A 17,408-nucleotide genomic window follows, 5' to 3' on the forward strand; every position below is an offset into this window, starting at 1 on the left:
TCGGCGGTACCGCCTCTTGGTCCTCAGCGGAGCGTGACGCGGCCGTTGGGGGTGTCGAGCGTTGCCTCGAAGGTGACCGTGTCGCCTGCCGCCACGTCCACTTCGATGCCGATAGCGCTGTGGAGCGCCCTGATGTGGTCGGGGTCGGGATGCGTGCCGCTGAGCGAGACGAGCGTGCAGCCAGTCGGGGTGACCGTGGCTGGATGGGTGGTGTTCCCCCATTCGATGACAAACGGGACCAATCCCGGTCCGGCTGACATGGTGAGCGACCAGTGGATTTCCTCGCCGTCGGGCTTCACCCGGCTCATCGCCGAGATCGGGCCGGGATCCTCGCCGCAGGCGGCCATGGCGGCGGTCACGTCCTCGATGGTCTCGCCTTCGGATGCGTGTATGGCAAACGTGATCAGCCGGCCCTCGCTCATGGCGTCGATGTCGAACGGGCGACCGTTCGGCGGATCGGGCTGTTCGGGGTCGGGAGCGATGATTTCCAGATAGACGTCGTCGCCGAGCGACATGAGCGTGTTGCGAGTGCCCATGCCCGGATGCGGCCCGCCCGGCGCGGCCGACATGCCGACCAGCGCCTCGACGGCTGCGGTCCCGGCCGCAAGATTGGGCGCTGCGTACACGATGTGGTCGATAGCTGCCATGCGGGCACGTTAGCCACGGGCGGCAGGCCCGTCAGCGCCCGGCGTGCTAGTCGAAGGCTTCTGCTGCGGCCAGTTCGGCGACCTTGTCGGCGTCGTAGCCCAAGTGCTCGGTGAGCACGTCGTAGAGGTGTTCGCCGAGTGCGGGTGCAGCGCGTTCGGGCCACACACGGCTGCGTGACATCGTGAACCGGGGTGCTTCGATGATCGTGGTGCCGTGGGTGGAGTGGGGGACTTCGACCCAGTGGCCCCTGTGCGCTAGCTGCGGGTCGACCGCCAGCTCAGGGCTGTTCTGCACCCGGTGCGCGGCGATGCCTGCTGCTTGGCACTGCTCTTCGACGTCGGCCTCCTCAAGCTGGCTGGTCCACGTTGACACTGCCGTTTCGAGTTCTTCCCGGCGGGCGAGACGGTCGGCGAGTGGCAGCGTTGCGAGGTCGGTGCGCCCGATCAGGCCCGCCAGCGCAGCCCATGCGCTGTCGTCCTGGGCCACGACGGCCACCCAGCGGTCGTCGCCTACGGCCGGGAATACGCCGTGGGGGCAGTGGTGCTCGCTCTGGTTGCCCCGCCCGCTCACGACGTTGCCGTTACGCAGGTACTCCAGCACTGCTGGGGCGATGAAGTGCACCGACGCCTCTGCCTGGGAGAAGTCGAGGTAGCGGCCCTCGCCAGTGCGCCGCCGGCGGTCGATGGCGGCGAGCAGGCTGGCTGTGGCCGGATGGGGTGAGGTGTAGTCGGTGATGGCGCCGTAGGGGCCGACCGGGGCACGGTCGGGCCAGCCGGTGATGTTGTAGAAGCCGACCATGGCGCCCGACAGGTTGCCGTACCCGCCGAAGTTGGCGAGCGGGCCCGACTGCCCGTAGAGGCAGCTCGACAGCATCACCACCGAGGGATTGATCTCGCGGACGCTGTCGTAGTCGAGGCCCCAGGAGCGCATGATGCGCGGCGTGTACGACTCGCACACCACGTCGGCCCACCGCACGAGGTCGTGCGCGACCTCGCGGCCCGCCTCGGTGGCCGGATTCAGCGTGATGCCGAGCTTGCCGGCGTTCATGTTGTTGAACGTGGCGCCGTTCTCGGGACCGGGGTCGTTGTCGATGAAGGGAAGGAATGTGCGGACGGCGTCGAGCTTGACCGACGACTCCACCCGGATCACCGTCGCGCCTGCGTCGGCCAGCAGGCGAGACACGGTGGGTCCGGCCACTGCCCACATGAAGTCGAGCACCTTGAGCCCTTCGAGCGGGCGCTCGGGCGCCGACGGTGCTGGCGGCGCGGACACTGCAGGCTGGCGCGAGCTGGCCAGGACTTCGGCGGTGTGCTCGCCCGCGGCCGGCACCCGGTGGGCCGAGCCGTCGCTGGGCTCGGGCTTCATCCAGTGCCCCGGGAAGCGCTCGCCGTCGACGACGTCCCAGTAGTCACGTGAAGCGAGCTGCTCGGAGGCGACAAGGTCGGCCGTGGTCGCGACCGGTGCGAGCAGCAGGCGACGCTCGAGGGCGAGGGCGAACAGCTCGTCCTTGGTGCGCGAGGCCGTGAACGCAGCAACGCAGTCCTTGACCCGCTCGAAGTCGTCGAGCGTCTCGCTGCCGTCGCCGAGCGCCATCCCGTACTGCACCCAGTCTTTGTTGGCTGTGGCCTCGTCGCAGAAGCCCGCTTCATGCACCAGCGCCATCATCCGGCCGGTTGCCGGCCCGATCGCCGCGCCGAAGACGTGCGTGAACGAGACGTACCCGTCCTTGGCCGGGTACACGACCCGCAGCCGGATGGGTCCGCTGCGGATGCCGCCGCCGCCCCGCAGCGTCAGCGGGGCATTGACCAGCGAGCACAGCACCGACGACATCGTCGAGTTCATCGCCACGGCCTGGGCCGATACGTCGATGTGCTGGCCGAGCCCGGACCGGCTTCGCTCGATGAGCGCGAGCACAGTCGCTGTGGCGGCTTGGCCCGCTGCGTGCAGGAATGCCTGCGGCACGCCGACGCCCAGCGGCGCCCGGTCCTCGTCGCCGCACATGTGCATGGGGCCGCCTGATGCCCACACGGTCAGATCGGTTGCCGCCCAACCAGCCTTGGGACCGGTCTGGCCGAACGGCGAGATCGAAGCGACGACGAGTGCGGGGTTGATCTCGGCGAGTGCTTCGGGCCCGAGACCGAGCGAGGCCATGTGGCCCGGCGGGGCAGATTCGATGAGTACGTCCGCACCGGCAGCGAGCTGCCGCAGCGCAGCGGCACCGCCCGGGGTCGCGATGTCGAGCTCGACGGATTTCTTGCCGCGTGCGTAGGAGGCGTGGGTGAGCGAGGCGCCGTTCCCATCGAACGGCCCCAGCCGCCGAACAGGGGAGCCGCCCGGCGGCTCGACTGTGATCACCTCGGCGCCGAGCCTCGCCAGGATGAACCCGGCGAGATGCCCGCGATCATCCGTCAGGTCGAGCACCCGGTACGGCGACAGCAGCGTCATACGTCGTCGTTGCTTGCTGCGTCGGGGCCGAGTTCGGTGTGGAGCACTGCGTGGGTGACTGCTTCGGTGTCGGGCTCGGGCAGCTCGAAGTGCCCGAGCGCATGGGCGATGAGCGCGTCGTGGGCGGCTTGGCGCTCCGCGACCACGTGATCGACGAGGCCGTCGCGTTCGAGGTCGGCTGCATCGGCGGGATCGGCGGCCCAAGCGAGCACGGCGATATCGGGGTTGTGCTCGCGGGCGATGCGGGCGAACTGCTCGACCGCTGAGGGCGGGCTGTCGACCGCCAGCGCGATGCGGGCGTCACGCAGGCCCGCGCGTTCGGCGATCACGTGACGCGACACATCGCCGACGAGCACCCTCCGTCCGGTGGATGCGGCCCATCGCTGCGCCTCGGGGTCGAGCGACACGATGGTGTACGGGATGTGCGCCAGTTCGAGCGCGGAGACGATGCGCTGTGCCCGGGGGCCGAAGCCGTTGACGACGGCATGGTCCTGCAGGGGTTCATAGTCGCCGGGATCTCGCTGATCGGACGGCCTGACGGCGTCGCTGTCGTGCGGCCGACCGCGCCGGCCGCCGCTGAGGTCGGCGTCGGATCGTGCTGCGAGCGACTGGCCCCAGCGGGCACCGAAGGGGCTGAATGCCATCAGCAGCACGGTGACGGCGATGAATGCGTCGGTGCCGTCGGCCAGTCCCGCCGGAACGAGCCCGACGTCTTGGCCAGCTCGCTCCAGCACGAAGGAGAACTCGCCGATCTGTGCCAGCACGATCGCCCCCGAGATCGCCACCGCACGCCGCTGGCGCACCAGCAGCGCCGCCGTGGTGGTCGCGAGCATCTTCACCACGACCACGGCTGCGGCCAGGCCGATCACGAGCGGCAGATTGCGCACTAGGTAGCCGACGTCGAGCAGCATGCCGATCGACACGAAGAAGGTCGCCGAGAACAGGATCTGCAGCGGCATCACTTCGCCGAGTGCCCGCGCTGCCACCCGGCTCTCGCTGACCATCAGGCCCGCGAGGAACGCTCCCAGCGAGATCGAGACATCCAGCAAGCTGGTGGCGTACGCCGTGCCGAAGCAGATGGCCAGCACGGTCAGCAGGAAGACCTCGGCCGACTGGATCCGCGAGACGTACTTCAGCACGGCGGGCACCAGCGTGCGTGCCACCACGATCACCGCCACCACGATGCCGGCGGCTTTGGCGAAGGCGATCAGCACGTCGGACGGGCCGGTGATCTCGCCGCCGAGCAACGGCACCGCCAGCACCATGGCCACAATCGCCAAGTCCTGGAAGATGAGCAATGCCACCGACACGTTGCCCACCGGCGACGTGGTGGCTCGCCGCTCAGCGAGCACCTTCAGCACGATGGCCGTGCTGCTGAGCGACACGAGCAATCCGGTGAACACTGCCGTTCGCCAGTCCACGCCGAAGGCGGCCACGACCCCGGCAACGATGCCGGTGGTCAGGCCCACCTGCACCGCCCCGCCCACCAGGAACAGCGATGCCAGCCGCCGCACACGTTCGAGGCTGAACTCGATGCCGAGGGTGAACAGCAGCAGCATCACACCGATATCGGCCGATTGGTTGACCAGATCGATGTCGCTGATGAGGCCGGTGCCGCTGGGCCCGATGATCGTGCCGGCTGCGAGGAAGCCGACAATCGGCACCACACCCAGACGCGTCGACACGAAGGCGATCAGCGTCCCCGCAACCAGCAGGATCGCCAGCTCGGTGAACAACGGCGGTGCCGACGCAGCCAACAGCACTTGGGTCCGAGACTATTGGTGCGGACGCCTCACGGGACCTGCAGGTCTGCATCGAGCGAACCGGGGCACAAGTACGTTGGCCCAGTGATTGACGGCGGCGTCGCGTTCGGCATCGTGTTCCTGGCGGAAATCGGCGACAAGACCGGGCGATGCGGCGGTCCTACCGGTGGGTGAGCACGACGTTGTACGACGTCAGGATCATCTCGAGGTAGAGCCGTGCGCTGCCGGAGTCGAGGACTCGATCATGGGGTGGGAGCGGCAAATCGCCGACGACCTCGGCGAAGCAGTCCGGACCACAGCGGTCGTCGAAGAAGACGTATGAGAACTCGGCGGGTTCTCGGTGCGACTGCCAGGTCAATCCGCATGCCCAGGGCGCCCAGTCTCGGATGGCGGAGGCCCAGTGCCGAGTCAACGAATACTCCGAGGCGGGTGTCGAGGTCAGCCAGGTGTCTTGACCGATGGCTCCCAGGTCTGTGCCAGACCGGAGCGTCACGAGTTCTAGGTCACGGGTCACCTCGATCTCTGCGATTCTCAGATCCTTGATCGCCGCTTCGGGGAGGATGCGGGCGCCGTGACTGACCGCCGGCAGGTCGCGCAGCAGCTTCTCGCTGATCGCTGTCTCGGCGTCGTCGCCGGCATACAGGTACGCGTAGGGATCGCTTGGTGTCGAGTCGAAGCGGCCGCCTTCGAGTGAGTGAGCCGCCACGGTCGGATTGAACGCCGTGGCCTCGAAACGCGTGCGGTGGATACGTACGAGCTGCCCTCCCTGTCGCACGACGTGGCGGCGAGGAGCGCCCGTGTAGTTCGGCGGCGGCTGTTGGCGGGGAGGCAAGTGCTGTTAGCCGACCGGCTCTGCGACCGCTCGTGCGAGTACCGGCAAGTCATCTGCTCTGTCAGTACCGACGAGTTCCATCGGGACGGCAGCGACACGGGCGTTGGTCGAGACCCACCACGATGCGACACCCCAGGGATCGTCAGAGGCGCCGAGCAGTTCGTTCACGGCGCGGACCTCGGGGAAGATGTCCTCGCGCAGGTGATCGAACTGAAAGACCGGGTACAAGTAGCCGCGGCCTCTTGGCAGGCCCAACAGCCAGGAGCGCATGCGCCGCTGGCGGACTATCTCGCGATTGGCTGGCTTCGCCCCCAACGCGACTGCGGCGCCATTGGGCTCGAGCATCGGCACCTGCCAGATGACTTCCATCGCCTCGCCTCGCAGCCGTGCCTGGATGAGCTCCCGGTATGCAGCGGCATCGAACACCTCCCGCGGACTGCCGCCGATCTGCCCGGTGAGTTCGCGTCCGGATGCCAGCAGCGTCAGCAATGACCGCACCCGGCGTTCTTCGTGCTCGAGCTCGGAATGCCGGGCGGCAATCTGAGCAGCAATGTCGAGCCAGAGGGAATCATCCGCTTCAGTCAGCCCGAGCGCCAGCAGGTCGACGAGCTGGCGGTACGCCTCATCGTTCAATCGCTCAGCTGCCATAGCCTTTTCCTGACGGTCGTGACGAAAGTATATCTACGTCAGGAACGTCAGAACCAATAGGCACGTTTACCTATGGCCCAAAACCAGTGCCGCTGGCCAGAGTTGACTTCTGGCTCGGGTTCCGTGTCTTGCTAGCGGTTCGGCGTCAGCGCACCTCGAACGCATCGAGGTGAAGGTCGCGCATCTCGCGACGGAAGCGGGTCCAGCTGCCGGGGAAGAACGGCAGGATGCGACCGTTGCGGTCGCGGTACCAGCCGGGGCAGTCGCCCGCCCAGCTCATCTCCTGCAGCTCCGCCTGGGTGGCTTCGGCCCATTCGTGGGTGGCGTCTCGGCGAGCCTCGATGGCGCTGGCGCCGCGGGCGAGCAGGTGTTGGATCCAGCGGCCGATGTAGTTGGTGGCGACCTCGGCCGTCATGAACACCGGAGCATGGCCTGGGGATCCGTTGACACCGGCGACGGTGAACCAATTCGGGAAGCCCGGGATGGCGATGCCCCGGAATGCCTCGGGCGCCCGAGCGAAGGCTTCCCGCAGGTCGAGGCCGTCGCGCCCGTAGATCTCCAGCGCAGGCCCGCCATCGGCCCGACCACCCAGCTTGTACCCGGTGCAGAAGATGACGACGTCGACATCGACCTCGGTGCCGTCGGCGCTGACCACGCCGCTCGGGGTCAGCGCGGTGACGCCGTGTGGAACGAGCGTCACGTGATCCAGCGCCAGGGCGGGGTAGTAGTCGTCGGAGACCAGGATGCGTTTGCATCCCGGGTCGAACGAGGGTGTAAGCGCGGCGATCATGTCCGGATCGGAGATCGCAGCGCGCATCTGGCCCATGACCTCGGCGCGCAGCTCCTCGATAGCGTCGGCCTTCTTCTCGAACGCCCGTTGCCACAGCATGGTGTCGCGGTACTGCTGGCGCCGAGCACGGTGCCAACCTTCGTCGGTGGCCAGCTCCGCCTTCTCCTCATCGGTGTAGAAGCGGTTGCGGCGAGGGCGAACCCAGTTGGGCGTGCGCGAGTACACGAAGACCTCGGCCGCGTCCTTGGCCACCTCGGGAACGACCTGAACAGCGGCCGCTGCGCTGCCCACCACCGCGACCCGACGCCCGGTGAGTTCGACGTCGTGGCGCCACGACCCGGCGTGCCACACCAGGCCTTCGAAGGAGTCGAAGCCGTCGAGGGTGGGGTAGTGGGGTTCGGTGAGGCCGCCAGTGGCTGAGACGACGAAGCGGTGGCGGAGTCGTTCACCCTCTGCCAACTCGAGTTCCCAGCAAGTGTTCTCGGGCTGCCACGATGCCCGGTCGACGGTGGTGTTGAGCCGGATGTGGTCGGCGATGCCGTACTTCTCGGCGCACGACCTGATGTAGGCCTGAATCTCGGGCTGGCCGGAGAACACCATCGAGAAGTCCGGGTTGGGCTCGAAGCTGTAGCAGTAGATGTGCGACGGGAGGTCGCAGTGCAGGCCGGGGTAGGTGTTGCGCAGCCACGTCCCGCCGACATCGGACTGCTTCTCATAGACGACGAAGTCGTCGATGCCCAGACGCTTGAGCTGGATGCCCATCACCACGCCGCTGAGGCCCGCGCCCAAGATCCCGACTAACGCCACGGCACTAGTGTCTCAGCGGAGGCCGCGGGGACGGGCAGGCTCGAACATGACGGTCTACGACGAAGCGCACGAGTGGTACTCGGCTCACTGGGATGCCGAGATGCCCGTGGGGGACTGGTGGCGGCTCATCTCCGAGTCGGGATGGGGCTATCCGTTCTGGCCGGCCGATCGGTTCGGTCGCGGCCTCAGCCACGTCGAAGCCACCGAAGCCGATCGCGCCCGAGATGACGTCGGGGCGTTCGGGCCTCCGAACGGGGTGTCGGTGACGCTTGTGGCGCCCACACTGTTTGAACACGGTCCCGACCTGCTCCTCGATCGCTACCTGGGAAAGATCGCCACAGGTGAAGAGCTCTGGTGTCAGCTCTTCTCCGAGCCCGGCGCCGGATCGGACCTGGCAGGGCTGCGGACCACCGCCGAGCGAGATGGCGACGAGTGGATCATCAACGGCCAGAAGGTCTGGACCACTGCCGCTCACACGGCCGATCGGGCCGTCGTGATGGCGCGCACCGACCCCGACGTGACCAAGCACCAGGGCATCTCGTTCTTCTGCATCGACATGGGCCAGCCCGGCGTCGAGGTTCGCCCCTTGCGGGACATGACCGGTGACTGCGAGTTCAACGAGGTCTTCATGGACAACGCCCGTGTGCGTCACGACGATGCGATCGGCGGGCTGAACAACGGCTGGCGGGCGGCCATGACGATGCTGGCCGTCGAGCGCGAGCTCGATGCCGTGGGCCACGACGGTGGCGGCGACGTCGTCAACAACGTCGACCTCTCGGCGCCTGTCGGAGTGGTCCAGCATGAGCAGGCCACCAGCACCGGCATCTCGGGTTTCAGCTACACCACAGGCGCCATGAAAGACCGGGTCGTCCGATCGCTGCTCGATGACGAAGACCGAACCGATCCGCTGCTGCGACAGGCGTTGGCCAACGCACACATCGAACGAGCCGTCCTGGACTGGAACGGCGCCAGACAGGTGAATCCGTCGCTCGGCAAGCTTGCCAACTCGCTGTTGTGCCGCACCCTGCGTGATCTGGGCTTCTCCGGCAAGGGCATGCCCGCACAGCTCGGCCGCGACGATCAGCCCGACGGCGGCCACTTCCTGAAGACGGCACTGTTCGCCCAGGGCATGGCCATCGCCGGCGGTACCGACGAGATCCAGCGCAACCTCATCGGTGAGCGAGAGCTCGGTCTTCCCAAAGAGCCTGATCCAACTCGGGGTCTGGCGTTCAGCGAACTCCCCGATCAGTAGGAGAAGCCAATGCCCTACACCGCACAACAGCTGTCGGACCTCCAGGACATCCGCGACGTGCTGCACTCGTACTGCCGCGCCATCGATGACAACCGTCCCGACGACGTGGTCGAGCTGTTCACCGATGACTGCGAGTACGACTACGGCGGCGAACTCGGGACGTTCAACGACAAGGCGTATGCGTACAAGTTCTTCCGGGCGGGGACCGACAAGATCTACAAGCGGTCTGCGCACTACGTGAGCAACATCGAGGTCAGCTTCAACGGCGAGGACTCGGCCGAGACGGTGACCTATCTCGACGCGTGGCACGAGTTCCACGAGGACATCGACAACGCGTGGATCTTCGGCCGCTACGTCGACTCGTTCGTGCGCACCGACGCGGGCTGGAGGATCTGCAAGCGCCAGGTGCTCACGATGGGCCAGGAAGCGTGGCCCCGCGAGGTCGACTACATGGCGCGCCACGTGTTGCCGCCTCGTCGCTGAGGTTCGCTACGCCGCTCCTGGCCGCCGCCGCGCCGGTCAGCCGACGCCCGACGGCACGCCGTCGATCATCACGCCAGTGTCGTGCAACTTGTCGATCTGTTCGTCGGACAGCCCCAGCTCCGCCAGGACCTCGCGGTTGTGCTCGCCCTGGAACGGCGCCAGGCCTGCGGGGGGAAGCTCGCCCGCGCTGAACTTCCAGGGCGGCGATGGGACGCGAGCGGTGCCCCCGGCACGGTCGTCCACCTCGCGGATGGCTCCACGTTCGGTGGCCCACTCGGACTCGGCGATCTCCGACACCGTGCGGATGGTGCCCACCGCTAGCCCAGCCTCACTGACCTGGGCCTCGAGCTCTTCGATGGTGCGGAACGTCAGCACCCAATCGCGGATCTCGGCATGCAGCTCGGCCCAGTTCTCGCGCCGGAATTCGGGGGTGATGAACCGGATGTCGAGCAGCAAGTCGTTACGGCGCATCATGGCGCAATAGCGCTGGAACACGAACGTGGCCACGGGGCTGGCCGCAATCGTGATGAGCTGGCCGTCGGGGAGCTCGAACACCGGCGATTCAGGCGCGCTGAGGGCCAACGGTTCGCCTTCGACGTCGATGCCCGACAACTCGTAGCTCACGCGGTCGTTGACAGCGAGCATCGAGTGCACCATGGCCACGTCGACGTGTTGCCCTTCGCCGGTGCGGTCGCGGTGCGCCAGCGCGGCCAGCGTGGCGATCACGCCCTGGAGGCCGGTGTAGACGTCGGCGTGGTTGTACGCGTCGTTCTCGACTGAGGTCAGCGTGTCGCCATAGTGGCGCGAGATGATCTCTGTGAACCCCGACTCGGCCTGCACCGTCGGGGCGAACGCCGGCCGGTTGCGCCACGGACCGGTCTGGCCGTATCCGCTGATCGACACCATGATCAGCGTCGGGTTGACGGCGAGAAGATCCTGGTATCCGAGGCCGAAGCCGTCGAGTGTGCCGGGCCGGAAGTTCTCCACCACGATGTCGGCCTCGGCCACCAGCTGGCGCACGATGTCCTGGGCTTCGACGAAGTTGAGGTCGAGGCTGATGGCGCGCTTGCCGCTGTTCTGCTGGGCGAAGTAGAGCGACATCGGTCCGACGTGGGGCTGGCCGCTTCGGCCCGTGTCCGGTGCGGGGGGCTCGATCTTGACCACCGATGCGCCCAGGTCGCGCAGTTGCTTGGTGCAATGGGGGCCGGCGAGCACCCGGGTGAAGTCGACGATCTTGACGCCGTCCAGCGGGGCGGTCATCGGCCCTGGAAGATCGCGGTGCCGGGACCGGTCTCGGCGAAGGCGGTCATACCGGTCTGGAGGTCTTCTGAGGCCCACACGGGCTTCGCGGCCTCGTCCTGGACCACATCAGCGGCTCGCACACCCTCGCTGGTGGTGATAGCAGCCAGGCGTTTGATGGCGGCGTAGGAGACGTTCGGGCCCGTCGCCAACTGGCGGGCCCACGACAGTGACGCATTCTCCAGTTCGTCGTCTTCCACCACGACGTTCACGATGCCCCACTTCTCGAGCAGCACAGGATCGTGGCGGCGAGCGAACATTGCGATCTCTTTGCCGCGGCTCGCGCCGGCTCGATCCACGACGCGTTGCACTCCGCCGAGCAACGGCATCAGGCCCAGGGTGGCTTCCACGAGTCCGAGCCGGGCCGAGGCCCCGCAGATGATGAAATCGCAGGCCAAGGCGATCTCGAATCCGCCGCCGAGCGCGAGGCCCCCGACGGCGGCGATGGTGGGAAGCGGCACGCCCTCGAGTCGTTCGAGGACGGCGGCCGCGTCCTGGGCGCGGCCATCCTCCGATCCGAACCCGTCGACGTCGGCGCCGGCCGAGAAGTGCTTCATCTCGCTGCGGAGCAGGATCGCGCGGCCACCGGCGTCTGCTGCGCTCTCGAAGGCCCCGATCAGCTGGTCGATGAAGGCGCCGTTGAGCAGGTTGTGCGGCGGCTTGGCCATCGTGACCACGGCGACGGCGCCGTCTATCTCGAGCCGGACATGGTCGGACATGAGCCAAGTTTGCCCGACGCTCGGCTGTCCCCGCAGGTTTCAGGCGGCGCGGTCGTGAGCGGCCGCGGAGCGAGCGCCTAGGGCGTTGTGGTGGCTCAGGCGATAGCGGCGACGCCGAACATGGCAGCGATCAGCGCCGCGCCCATGGCAATGATCGCCCCGATGAGCACCTTGTGACGCTGCGCCGCCTCCTCGCGGTCGGCGTTGCGCTGGGCGTCGAAGTAGTCCTTGGTGACGTACTTGGACAGTGCGGCGTCGAGGTAGTCCTTGGTGACGTAGTTGGACAGCTTGGCGTCGAGTTTGGCGTCGAGCGTGGCGTCGAGGTAGTCCTTGGTGACGTAGTTGGACAGCTTGGCGTCGAGTTTGGCGTCGAGCGTGGCGTCGAGGTAGTCCTTGGTGACCAGGTCTGACAGCGGCGCTGGGGCGAGGCACGACATCAGGTATTCCGCCTCAGATTCGCCAGCGTGCTCACGCAGCCAAGCGTAGAGCCGGGCTCGATCTTGTTCCGACATGGCGTCTCCTGCCACTAGCTGAGAGCAACAGCACTGCACGGTAGACAGCAATCATCACAGTATTCCAATATATTTCGATTGTCTTCGCCGCGGCAGCAGCACGGCTCGCCGCAATTCGCCCTCGCCCTAGCATCGGCGGGTCCATGAGGAGGAGCATCATGACTGTGCATCTCAGACGAGCCAACCCTGGCGCACGGCGAAAGTCGGTTCTGATGCCGAGGCCGCTGTTGGCGCTGGCAGCGGCCGTCTTGTTTGCCGTCGTCGCTGCCGGCGCTTCGACCGCTGCGGCTCAGCCGGCCCCGACCGCGCAGCCCAAGCCGCAAGCGGTCGTGGGGTCGCAGGTCGGTGAAGTTGTCGTCCAGTGGGATTCCGTCGAGGACGGGAACTACTTCCGGATCGGCTGGATCTCCAAGGCCGACTATGACGCCGCTGTGGCAGCCGGCAGGGAATGGATGGCTGCGTTCAGCTCGGTGAGCGTGGCCAACAGCGGTCAGGCGTCGCATGTCGTTGCGCACTTGATTCCTGGTGCGTCGTACTGGTTCATCGTCGGCGCCAGCGATCATCGTTATGGCGAGCCGCAGTGGTCGCCTTGGTCCGATTTGGTGCGGCTGCCCGGCGGACCGGCTGCCTGTGCCGGCGACCGTGAGGCGCTGGCAGCTCTCTACGATGCTGCCGGCGGGCCCGACTGGCGGAACAGCGTCAACTGGCTCAGCGATACCGCTCCCATCGATGAGTGGTTCGGCGTGTCCACCGACAGCGACGGCTGCGTGCTCGTCCTGTACCTCGACAGCAACGACCTGAGCGGGTCGATACCGCCGGAACTGGCCCGGCTGTCGAGGTTGCGCTCGCTGCACCTGGGGAACAACGACCTGACCGGCCCGATACCGCCGGAACTGGCCGGGCTGGGCGATCTGCGGGTGCTGGCGTTGGTGAACAACGACCTCAGCGGGGAGATCCCCGGCGAGCTGGGCGGCATGGCCAGGCTCAGCGTTCTCGATCTCGACGGCAACGATCTGACCGGGCCGATACCGATCGAGCTGACCGGATCCGCTGAACTGCGTGTGGTGTCGCTGAACCGCAACATGCTCAGCGGCCCGATACCCCCCGAGTTCGGCGCCATGACCAATCTCACCAATCTGGAGCTGTGGCAGAACGAGCTGACCGGGACCGTCCCCGTCGAGCTGGGCAACCTTGTCAACCTCAGAACCCTCGACGTCGACGAGAACGAGCTGACCGGGACCATCCCCGCCGAGCTCGGCAACCTCACGGGTCTGAGGTACTTGTGGCTCCGCCAGAACCAGTTCACCGGCGGGATACCGCGGGAGCTGAACAACCTGTCCAATCTGGTTGTGCTGGGGCTGGACGGCAACCGCCTCACCGGCGAGATACCCGCGGCGTTCGGCAGCTTCGCCCGGCTGGAGTCCTTGTACCTCTACGACAACGATCTCACCGGCGAGATACCGGCGGAGCTCGGCAACCTGTCCGATCTCGAACGGCTGTACCTCTATGGCAACCGGCTGACGGGAGCAATTCCCGCAGAGCTGGGCAACCTGACCAGTCTGGAGCGCCTGTATCTCGACAGGAACCGTCTGACCGGGGAGATCCCGACGAGTCTGGGCAACCTCGCCAGCCTCGAACGGCTGATCCTCGATCAGAACATGCTGACCGGCACCATCCCGACAGAATTCGGCAACCTGGCCGAGCTGACCTACCTGAGCGTGAACCGCAACCAGCTGAGCGGCCCGATCCCGCCCGAACTGGGCAACCTGACCGACCTTGAACAACTGCGGCTGGACAACAACCAGTTCAGCGGCTCGATCCCCCCATCGTTGGACAAGCTGATCAAGCTGGAGCAGCTCCACCTCGACAACAACCAGCTCAGCGGCTCGATCCCCACCTACCTGAACGATCTGCCCGACCTGGCAGTGCTGTACCTCTCCAGCAACCAGTTCACCGGCTGCATACCGGCAGCGTTGCTCGACGTCGCCGACAACGACCTCGACGAACTCGGCTTGCAGACGTGCCCATGAGCAACGGCGTGGCCACCGCCGAGCTGTTTACCCGCTGGCTGGGACTACGCCGTCGGAACGGGTCCAGATGAGCGGGAACTCCGGACTGTCCATGAGGTCGCCGTCGGTGAGGGTGGGGGCCAGCTGTGAGTCGCCCGGCGTGCCGGTGCGTTCGAGGTAGCGCACGTCGTCGCCGAGGAACCGGAGGGCGAGAGCGCGGCGGTGCCGGTCGCTGGTGTTGCCCGTGGCGCCGTGGACCGTGCGGACGTGGTGGACGATCGCGTCGCCGGGTTCTGCCGGGCACCAGACGATGTCGAATTCGGCCTCGTTGCCTTCGATATCGGGCAGTGGTTCGAGGGTCGACCCGAGGATCGGATCCTGGGTCACGAACGCGTTGGCTGCGTAGATGTCCCACTTGTGGGAGGCCCGCACGTAGCCCATCATCCCGTTGGACGCATCGACTCGGTCGAGCGGCATCCACACCGTGCAGGCCTGGTCGCCGGTCAGGTGAAAGTACGGCGCGTCCTGGTGGAACGCAGTGCGACGGATCGAACCAGGTTCTTTGGAGAACAGCTGCTCGCCATCGGAGAGGGGACGCCGATGCGGTTTCGGGTGGAGCTAAGGGGAACGCATAGACACTGGTCAGAGGCGATTTCTGACTCTGGTTCCCTAGAAGTTCCCTAGACCACTCGGGACAGGACCTCGAGGTGTGGTGTCTGGCCGCAACGTTGCGCAGCGCTGTGGCGGTGCGTCCAGTCCCTCGGTGGACGGGTGCGGCCGGGTGCGCCATGCGGTGTTGGCAATAGGGTGCGTTGATGCCTGCACGGGTGTGGTGGCGGGAGCGAACTGCCGTTGGGACGACGTGCGGCTCGGTGCGGCCGCTGGCCTGCCAACAAGTTGAGGGCTGGCAGTTGTGATTACGAGCTTCGATCTGCACCAGCTTGGCTGGCATGATTTTCAGTCGCTGTGCCGCACGGTCGCACGAGAGGTGCTGGGGCAGACGCTCATAGCGTTTGCCGACGGCCGCGATGCTGGCCGGGACGGGGCGTTCTACGGCAATTGGAAGAAGGAAGGCGGCAACGCAGCGAGCCGTAGCTTCGTCTTGCAGGCCAAGCACACCCGCATCCGGGACAAGACGCTGATCCCATCGATGCTCACCGACGAGTTCGAGAAGGCGGAAAAGCTCGCTCAGCGCGGCCTATGCGACGTCTATGTGCTGATGACCAACGCCAAGCTGACTGAGGACAACGAGAAGCAGATTGTCGCAAGGTTCCGAAAGGCCGGCGCCGCCGAGGTCCACTGTCTGGGCGCGGCGTGGTTCGACGAGACCATTGCCGAGAACAAGCGACTGCGAATGCTCGTGCCTCGCCTGTATGGGCTCGGTGATCTCACCCAGATTCTCGACAGCCGTGCCTATGAGCAGGCCAGCGCCATCTTGGAGAGTATGGCGACCGATCTCGCCAAGCTTGTTCGGACTTCAACCTACGAGCGCTCAGCCCAAGCACTCAGGAAGCATGGGCTGGTCCTACTCATGGGTGCTCCGATGACAGGCAAGACCACCATCGCGGCTCACTTGGCGATCTCCAGCGCTGACGTCTACGACACCGAGGTTGTGAAACTCACCGACGCGGCCACGCTGGAGAACCGATGGAACCCCGGCGAGCGCCAGCTGTTCTGGCTCGACGACGCATTCGGCGACACTCAGATCCGCAGCGAACTCGTTCACGCGTGGAAATCCGCTATGCCGACAGTGCGCGCTGCCATCGCGCGCGACTGCAGGTTCGTGCTCACGTGCCGCGACTACGTGTTCCGGGCAGCGGAGCCGATGCTCAAGAGTGACTCGCTGTCGCTGCTAGCCGATGGCGAGGTGGTGGTCGACGTCAGCAATCTCTCGATGCAAGAGCGACGGCAGGTCCTCTACAACCACCTTGAGCACGGCAACCAGGACCGCCGCTTCATTTCGCAACTGCTGCCGTTCCTCGACGGTTTCGCTGAACACCCCGGATTCACGCCTGAGCTCGCGAGACGCCTGTCGGAGCCGCAATTCACCAAGCAAATCCACCCGGTGTCGCGCGAGGCGCTCGACCGCTTCCTCGCGGAGCCGCGCGAGCTGTTGCTGGACGTCTTTAGGGGACTCGACCCTGACAGCATCGCGGCGATCGGGCTGATATTTGCCGAGGGAAACTGGCTCGCCTCACCGGTAAGGCTCAGCGACACGAGCGCGGAGCTCGTCGAGCGACTCGGCGGCACTCTCCCGGGAGTGATTCGCTCACTCGAGAGCCTCGACGGATCGCTAGTGGCAATGGTGCGACGCGACGGCGAGGCCGGCTGGACGTTCGCCCATCCAACGATGTCGGACGCGTTCTCCGACTACGCGCGCCGGCCCGAGCTGTTGCACTTGGTCCTGGACAAGATGTCGCCTCGGGCGCTGCTGCGGCGCACAGTTTGCGGCGACGTACCCATCACCGGATCGCTGATGATCCCGAGACCGCTGTGGCCAACGGTGGCACAACGCCTGTCGGACCCGCCCGAAGGACCCGACCGAAGTGGTGCTGAGGATCGCCGAGACAACTATCTCGCCCACAACTGCTCGGCGCAGTTCCTTGCCGAGTACTTCGAACAACGCCCCAACGAACTCGAACGCCTAGGCACGCCCAAGCTGATGCTCGACGCATGCGCGAGCAACCACCTCACCCTTACATTGCACGAGCACGACCTGCTCCCCGAGCCGGTCAGAGCCCGATTCGCTTCGCGCCTCATCGACTTCTGCGTAGACGGTGACGACTTCGGCGTGCTGACAGACGACGAATTCCGCTCGATGCTCACCGACGACGAAATGGCGACGCTGAGGTCGCGGCTACGCGCGAGCGCCTTTCCTCGGCCACGGCAGGTCTTTGAGTGGCACGTCGGCATCGGCTCGATTGAGGAGGACCGCGAATACTGGAGCGCCCCGATCGAGGAATTCGCGGAGGCCATCGACGCGCATTTCCCCAACGACGCAGAAGCATCAGAGTTCTCGTCAGCCTTGAGGCGGCTAAGAGCTGACTACGTGCACGAAGGACTATGGGACGCCGCATACGCCAACTCGACCGAGGACGTCCGAGCGCCAGCCGCGAACGACGCGGCAGCATCGTCTGATCGGAGCGTGTTCGACGACCTGCTGGACGACGAGGCCTGACCAGGACTGGCCCGCAAGTCAAC

General features: G+C 66.4%; 14 protein-coding genes. 4 read left to right on the forward strand and 10 right to left on the reverse strand.

Features of this window, described 5'->3' with window-relative positions:
• Window positions 1-23: 23 nt before the first annotated feature.
• The 6 genes from ACOGI8_RS07935 to ACOGI8_RS07960 form a co-directional block, all read right to left on the reverse strand.
• Window positions 24-647 (reverse strand): VOC family protein, encoded by a 624-nt coding sequence (locus tag ACOGI8_RS07935; protein ID WP_419856329.1) that lies wholly within the window; start codon window positions 645-647, stop codon window positions 24-26.
• A gap of 46 nt (window positions 648-693) precedes the next feature.
• Complete coding sequence (locus ACOGI8_RS07940; RefSeq protein ID WP_419856330.1) at window positions 694-3,093, reverse strand: CaiB/BaiF CoA transferase family protein; 2,400 nt, start codon at window positions 3,091-3,093, stop codon at window positions 694-696.
• Entirely contained in the window at window positions 3,090-4,856 is a 1,767-nt protein-coding gene (locus tag ACOGI8_RS07945) for a cation:proton antiporter (RefSeq protein ID WP_419856331.1), read from the reverse strand. The genes ACOGI8_RS07940 and ACOGI8_RS07945 overlap by 4 nt, the downstream gene beginning before the upstream one ends.
• A gap of 160 nt (window positions 4,857-5,016) precedes the next feature.
• A complete protein-coding gene (locus ACOGI8_RS07950; RefSeq protein ID WP_419856332.1) occupies window positions 5,017-5,631 on the reverse strand; it encodes an RES family NAD+ phosphorylase in 615 nt (204 codons plus the stop codon).
• 63 nt (window positions 5,632-5,694) lie between these two features.
• Complete coding sequence (locus tag ACOGI8_RS07955) at window positions 5,695-6,336, reverse strand: hypothetical protein (protein ID WP_419856333.1); 642 nt, start codon at window positions 6,334-6,336, stop codon at window positions 5,695-5,697.
• Window positions 6,337-6,481: 145 nt separating this feature from the next.
• Window positions 6,482-7,933 carry a flavin-containing monooxygenase gene (locus ACOGI8_RS07960; RefSeq protein ID WP_419856334.1) on the reverse strand — a complete coding sequence of 484 codons (1,452 nt, stop codon included), beginning with the start codon at window positions 7,931-7,933 and terminating at the stop codon, window positions 6,482-6,484.
• Window positions 7,934-7,979: 46 nt separating this feature from the next.
• Here ACOGI8_RS07960 and ACOGI8_RS07965 point away from each other — a divergent pair, with 46 nt between their 5' ends.
• Window positions 7,980-9,185, forward strand: coding sequence for an acyl-CoA dehydrogenase family protein (locus tag ACOGI8_RS07965; RefSeq protein ID WP_419856335.1), 1,206 nt, complete (start codon window positions 7,980-7,982; stop codon window positions 9,183-9,185).
• A 9-nt stretch (window positions 9,186-9,194) separates the two neighbouring features.
• Window positions 9,195-9,668, forward strand: coding sequence for a nuclear transport factor 2 family protein (locus ACOGI8_RS07970; RefSeq protein ID WP_419856336.1), 474 nt, complete (start codon window positions 9,195-9,197; stop codon window positions 9,666-9,668).
• A 36-nt stretch (window positions 9,669-9,704) separates the two neighbouring features.
• On the opposite strand, the gene ACOGI8_RS07975 is transcribed toward ACOGI8_RS07970, so the two are convergent.
• The 3 genes from ACOGI8_RS07975 to ACOGI8_RS07985 all read right to left on the reverse strand — a co-directional run bounded on the left by ACOGI8_RS07975 (window position 9,705) and on the right by ACOGI8_RS07985 (window position 12,198).
• On the reverse strand, window positions 9,705-10,928 hold the full coding sequence (locus ACOGI8_RS07975) for a CaiB/BaiF CoA transferase family protein (RefSeq protein WP_419856337.1): 1,224 nt from the start codon (window positions 10,926-10,928) through the stop codon (window positions 9,705-9,707).
• Window positions 10,925-11,686 carry an enoyl-CoA hydratase/isomerase family protein gene (locus ACOGI8_RS07980; protein WP_419856338.1) on the reverse strand — a complete coding sequence of 254 codons (762 nt, stop codon included), beginning with the start codon at window positions 11,684-11,686 and terminating at the stop codon, window positions 10,925-10,927. Before ACOGI8_RS07980 ends, ACOGI8_RS07975 begins: the two co-directional genes overlap by 4 nt.
• Window positions 11,687-11,781: 95 nt before the next feature.
• On the reverse strand, window positions 11,782-12,198 hold the full coding sequence (locus tag ACOGI8_RS07985) for a hypothetical protein (protein ID WP_419856339.1): 417 nt from the start codon (window positions 12,196-12,198) through the stop codon (window positions 11,782-11,784).
• A gap of 212 nt (window positions 12,199-12,410) precedes the next feature.
• On the opposite strand from ACOGI8_RS07985, the gene ACOGI8_RS07990 reads away from it, so the two are divergent.
• Window positions 12,411-14,228: a leucine-rich repeat domain-containing protein gene (locus ACOGI8_RS07990; RefSeq protein ID WP_419853779.1), complete on the forward strand. Its 1,818-nt coding sequence runs from the start codon at window positions 12,411-12,413 to the stop codon at window positions 14,226-14,228.
• 27 nt (window positions 14,229-14,255) lie between these two features.
• Here the strand turns inward: ACOGI8_RS07990 and ACOGI8_RS07995 are convergent, their stop codons facing one another.
• The gene (locus ACOGI8_RS07995) at window positions 14,256-14,780 is read right to left on the reverse strand and encodes a phytanoyl-CoA dioxygenase family protein (protein WP_419856382.1); all 525 of its coding nucleotides are present in this window, start codon (window positions 14,778-14,780) and stop codon (window positions 14,256-14,258) included.
• A 340-nt stretch (window positions 14,781-15,120) separates the two neighbouring features.
• Here ACOGI8_RS07995 and ACOGI8_RS08000 point away from each other — a divergent pair, with 340 nt between their 5' ends.
• Window positions 15,121-17,385 carry a hypothetical protein gene (locus tag ACOGI8_RS08000; protein ID WP_419856340.1) on the forward strand — a complete coding sequence of 755 codons (2,265 nt, stop codon included), beginning with the start codon at window positions 15,121-15,123 and terminating at the stop codon, window positions 17,383-17,385.
• Window positions 17,386-17,408 lie beyond the last annotated feature (23 nt).

Source organism: Candidatus Poriferisodalis sp. (assembly GCF_965204195.1).
In the GTDB taxonomy this organism is placed as follows: Bacteria; Actinomycetota; Acidimicrobiia; order Acidimicrobiales; family Poriferisodalaceae; genus Poriferisodalis.

Coding starts and splice junctions, on each gene's coding strand:
- ACOGI8_RS07980 (WP_419856338.1), bottom strand. CDS start 11,686: ATGTCCGACCATGTCCGGCTCGAGATAGACGGCGCCGTCGCCGTGGTC.
- ACOGI8_RS07955 (WP_419856333.1), bottom strand. CDS start 6,336: ATGGCAGCTGAGCGATTGAACGATGAGGCGTACCGCCAGCTCGTCGAC.
- ACOGI8_RS07965 (WP_419856335.1), top strand. CDS start 7,980: ATGACGGTCTACGACGAAGCGCACGAGTGGTACTCGGCTCACTGGGAT.
- ACOGI8_RS07940 (WP_419856330.1), bottom strand. CDS start 3,093: ATGACGCTGCTGTCGCCGTACCGGGTGCTCGACCTGACGGATGATCGC.
- ACOGI8_RS07970 (WP_419856336.1), top strand. CDS start 9,195: ATGCCCTACACCGCACAACAGCTGTCGGACCTCCAGGACATCCGCGAC.
- ACOGI8_RS07935 (WP_419856329.1), bottom strand. CDS start 647: ATGGCAGCTATCGACCACATCGTGTACGCAGCGCCCAATCTTGCGGCC.
- ACOGI8_RS07990 (WP_419853779.1), top strand. CDS start 12,411: ATGCCGAGGCCGCTGTTGGCGCTGGCAGCGGCCGTCTTGTTTGCCGTC.
- ACOGI8_RS07985 (WP_419856339.1), bottom strand. CDS start 12,198: ATGTCGGAACAAGATCGAGCCCGGCTCTACGCTTGGCTGCGTGAGCAC.
- ACOGI8_RS07975 (WP_419856337.1), bottom strand. CDS start 10,928: ATGACCGCCCCGCTGGACGGCGTCAAGATCGTCGACTTCACCCGGGTG.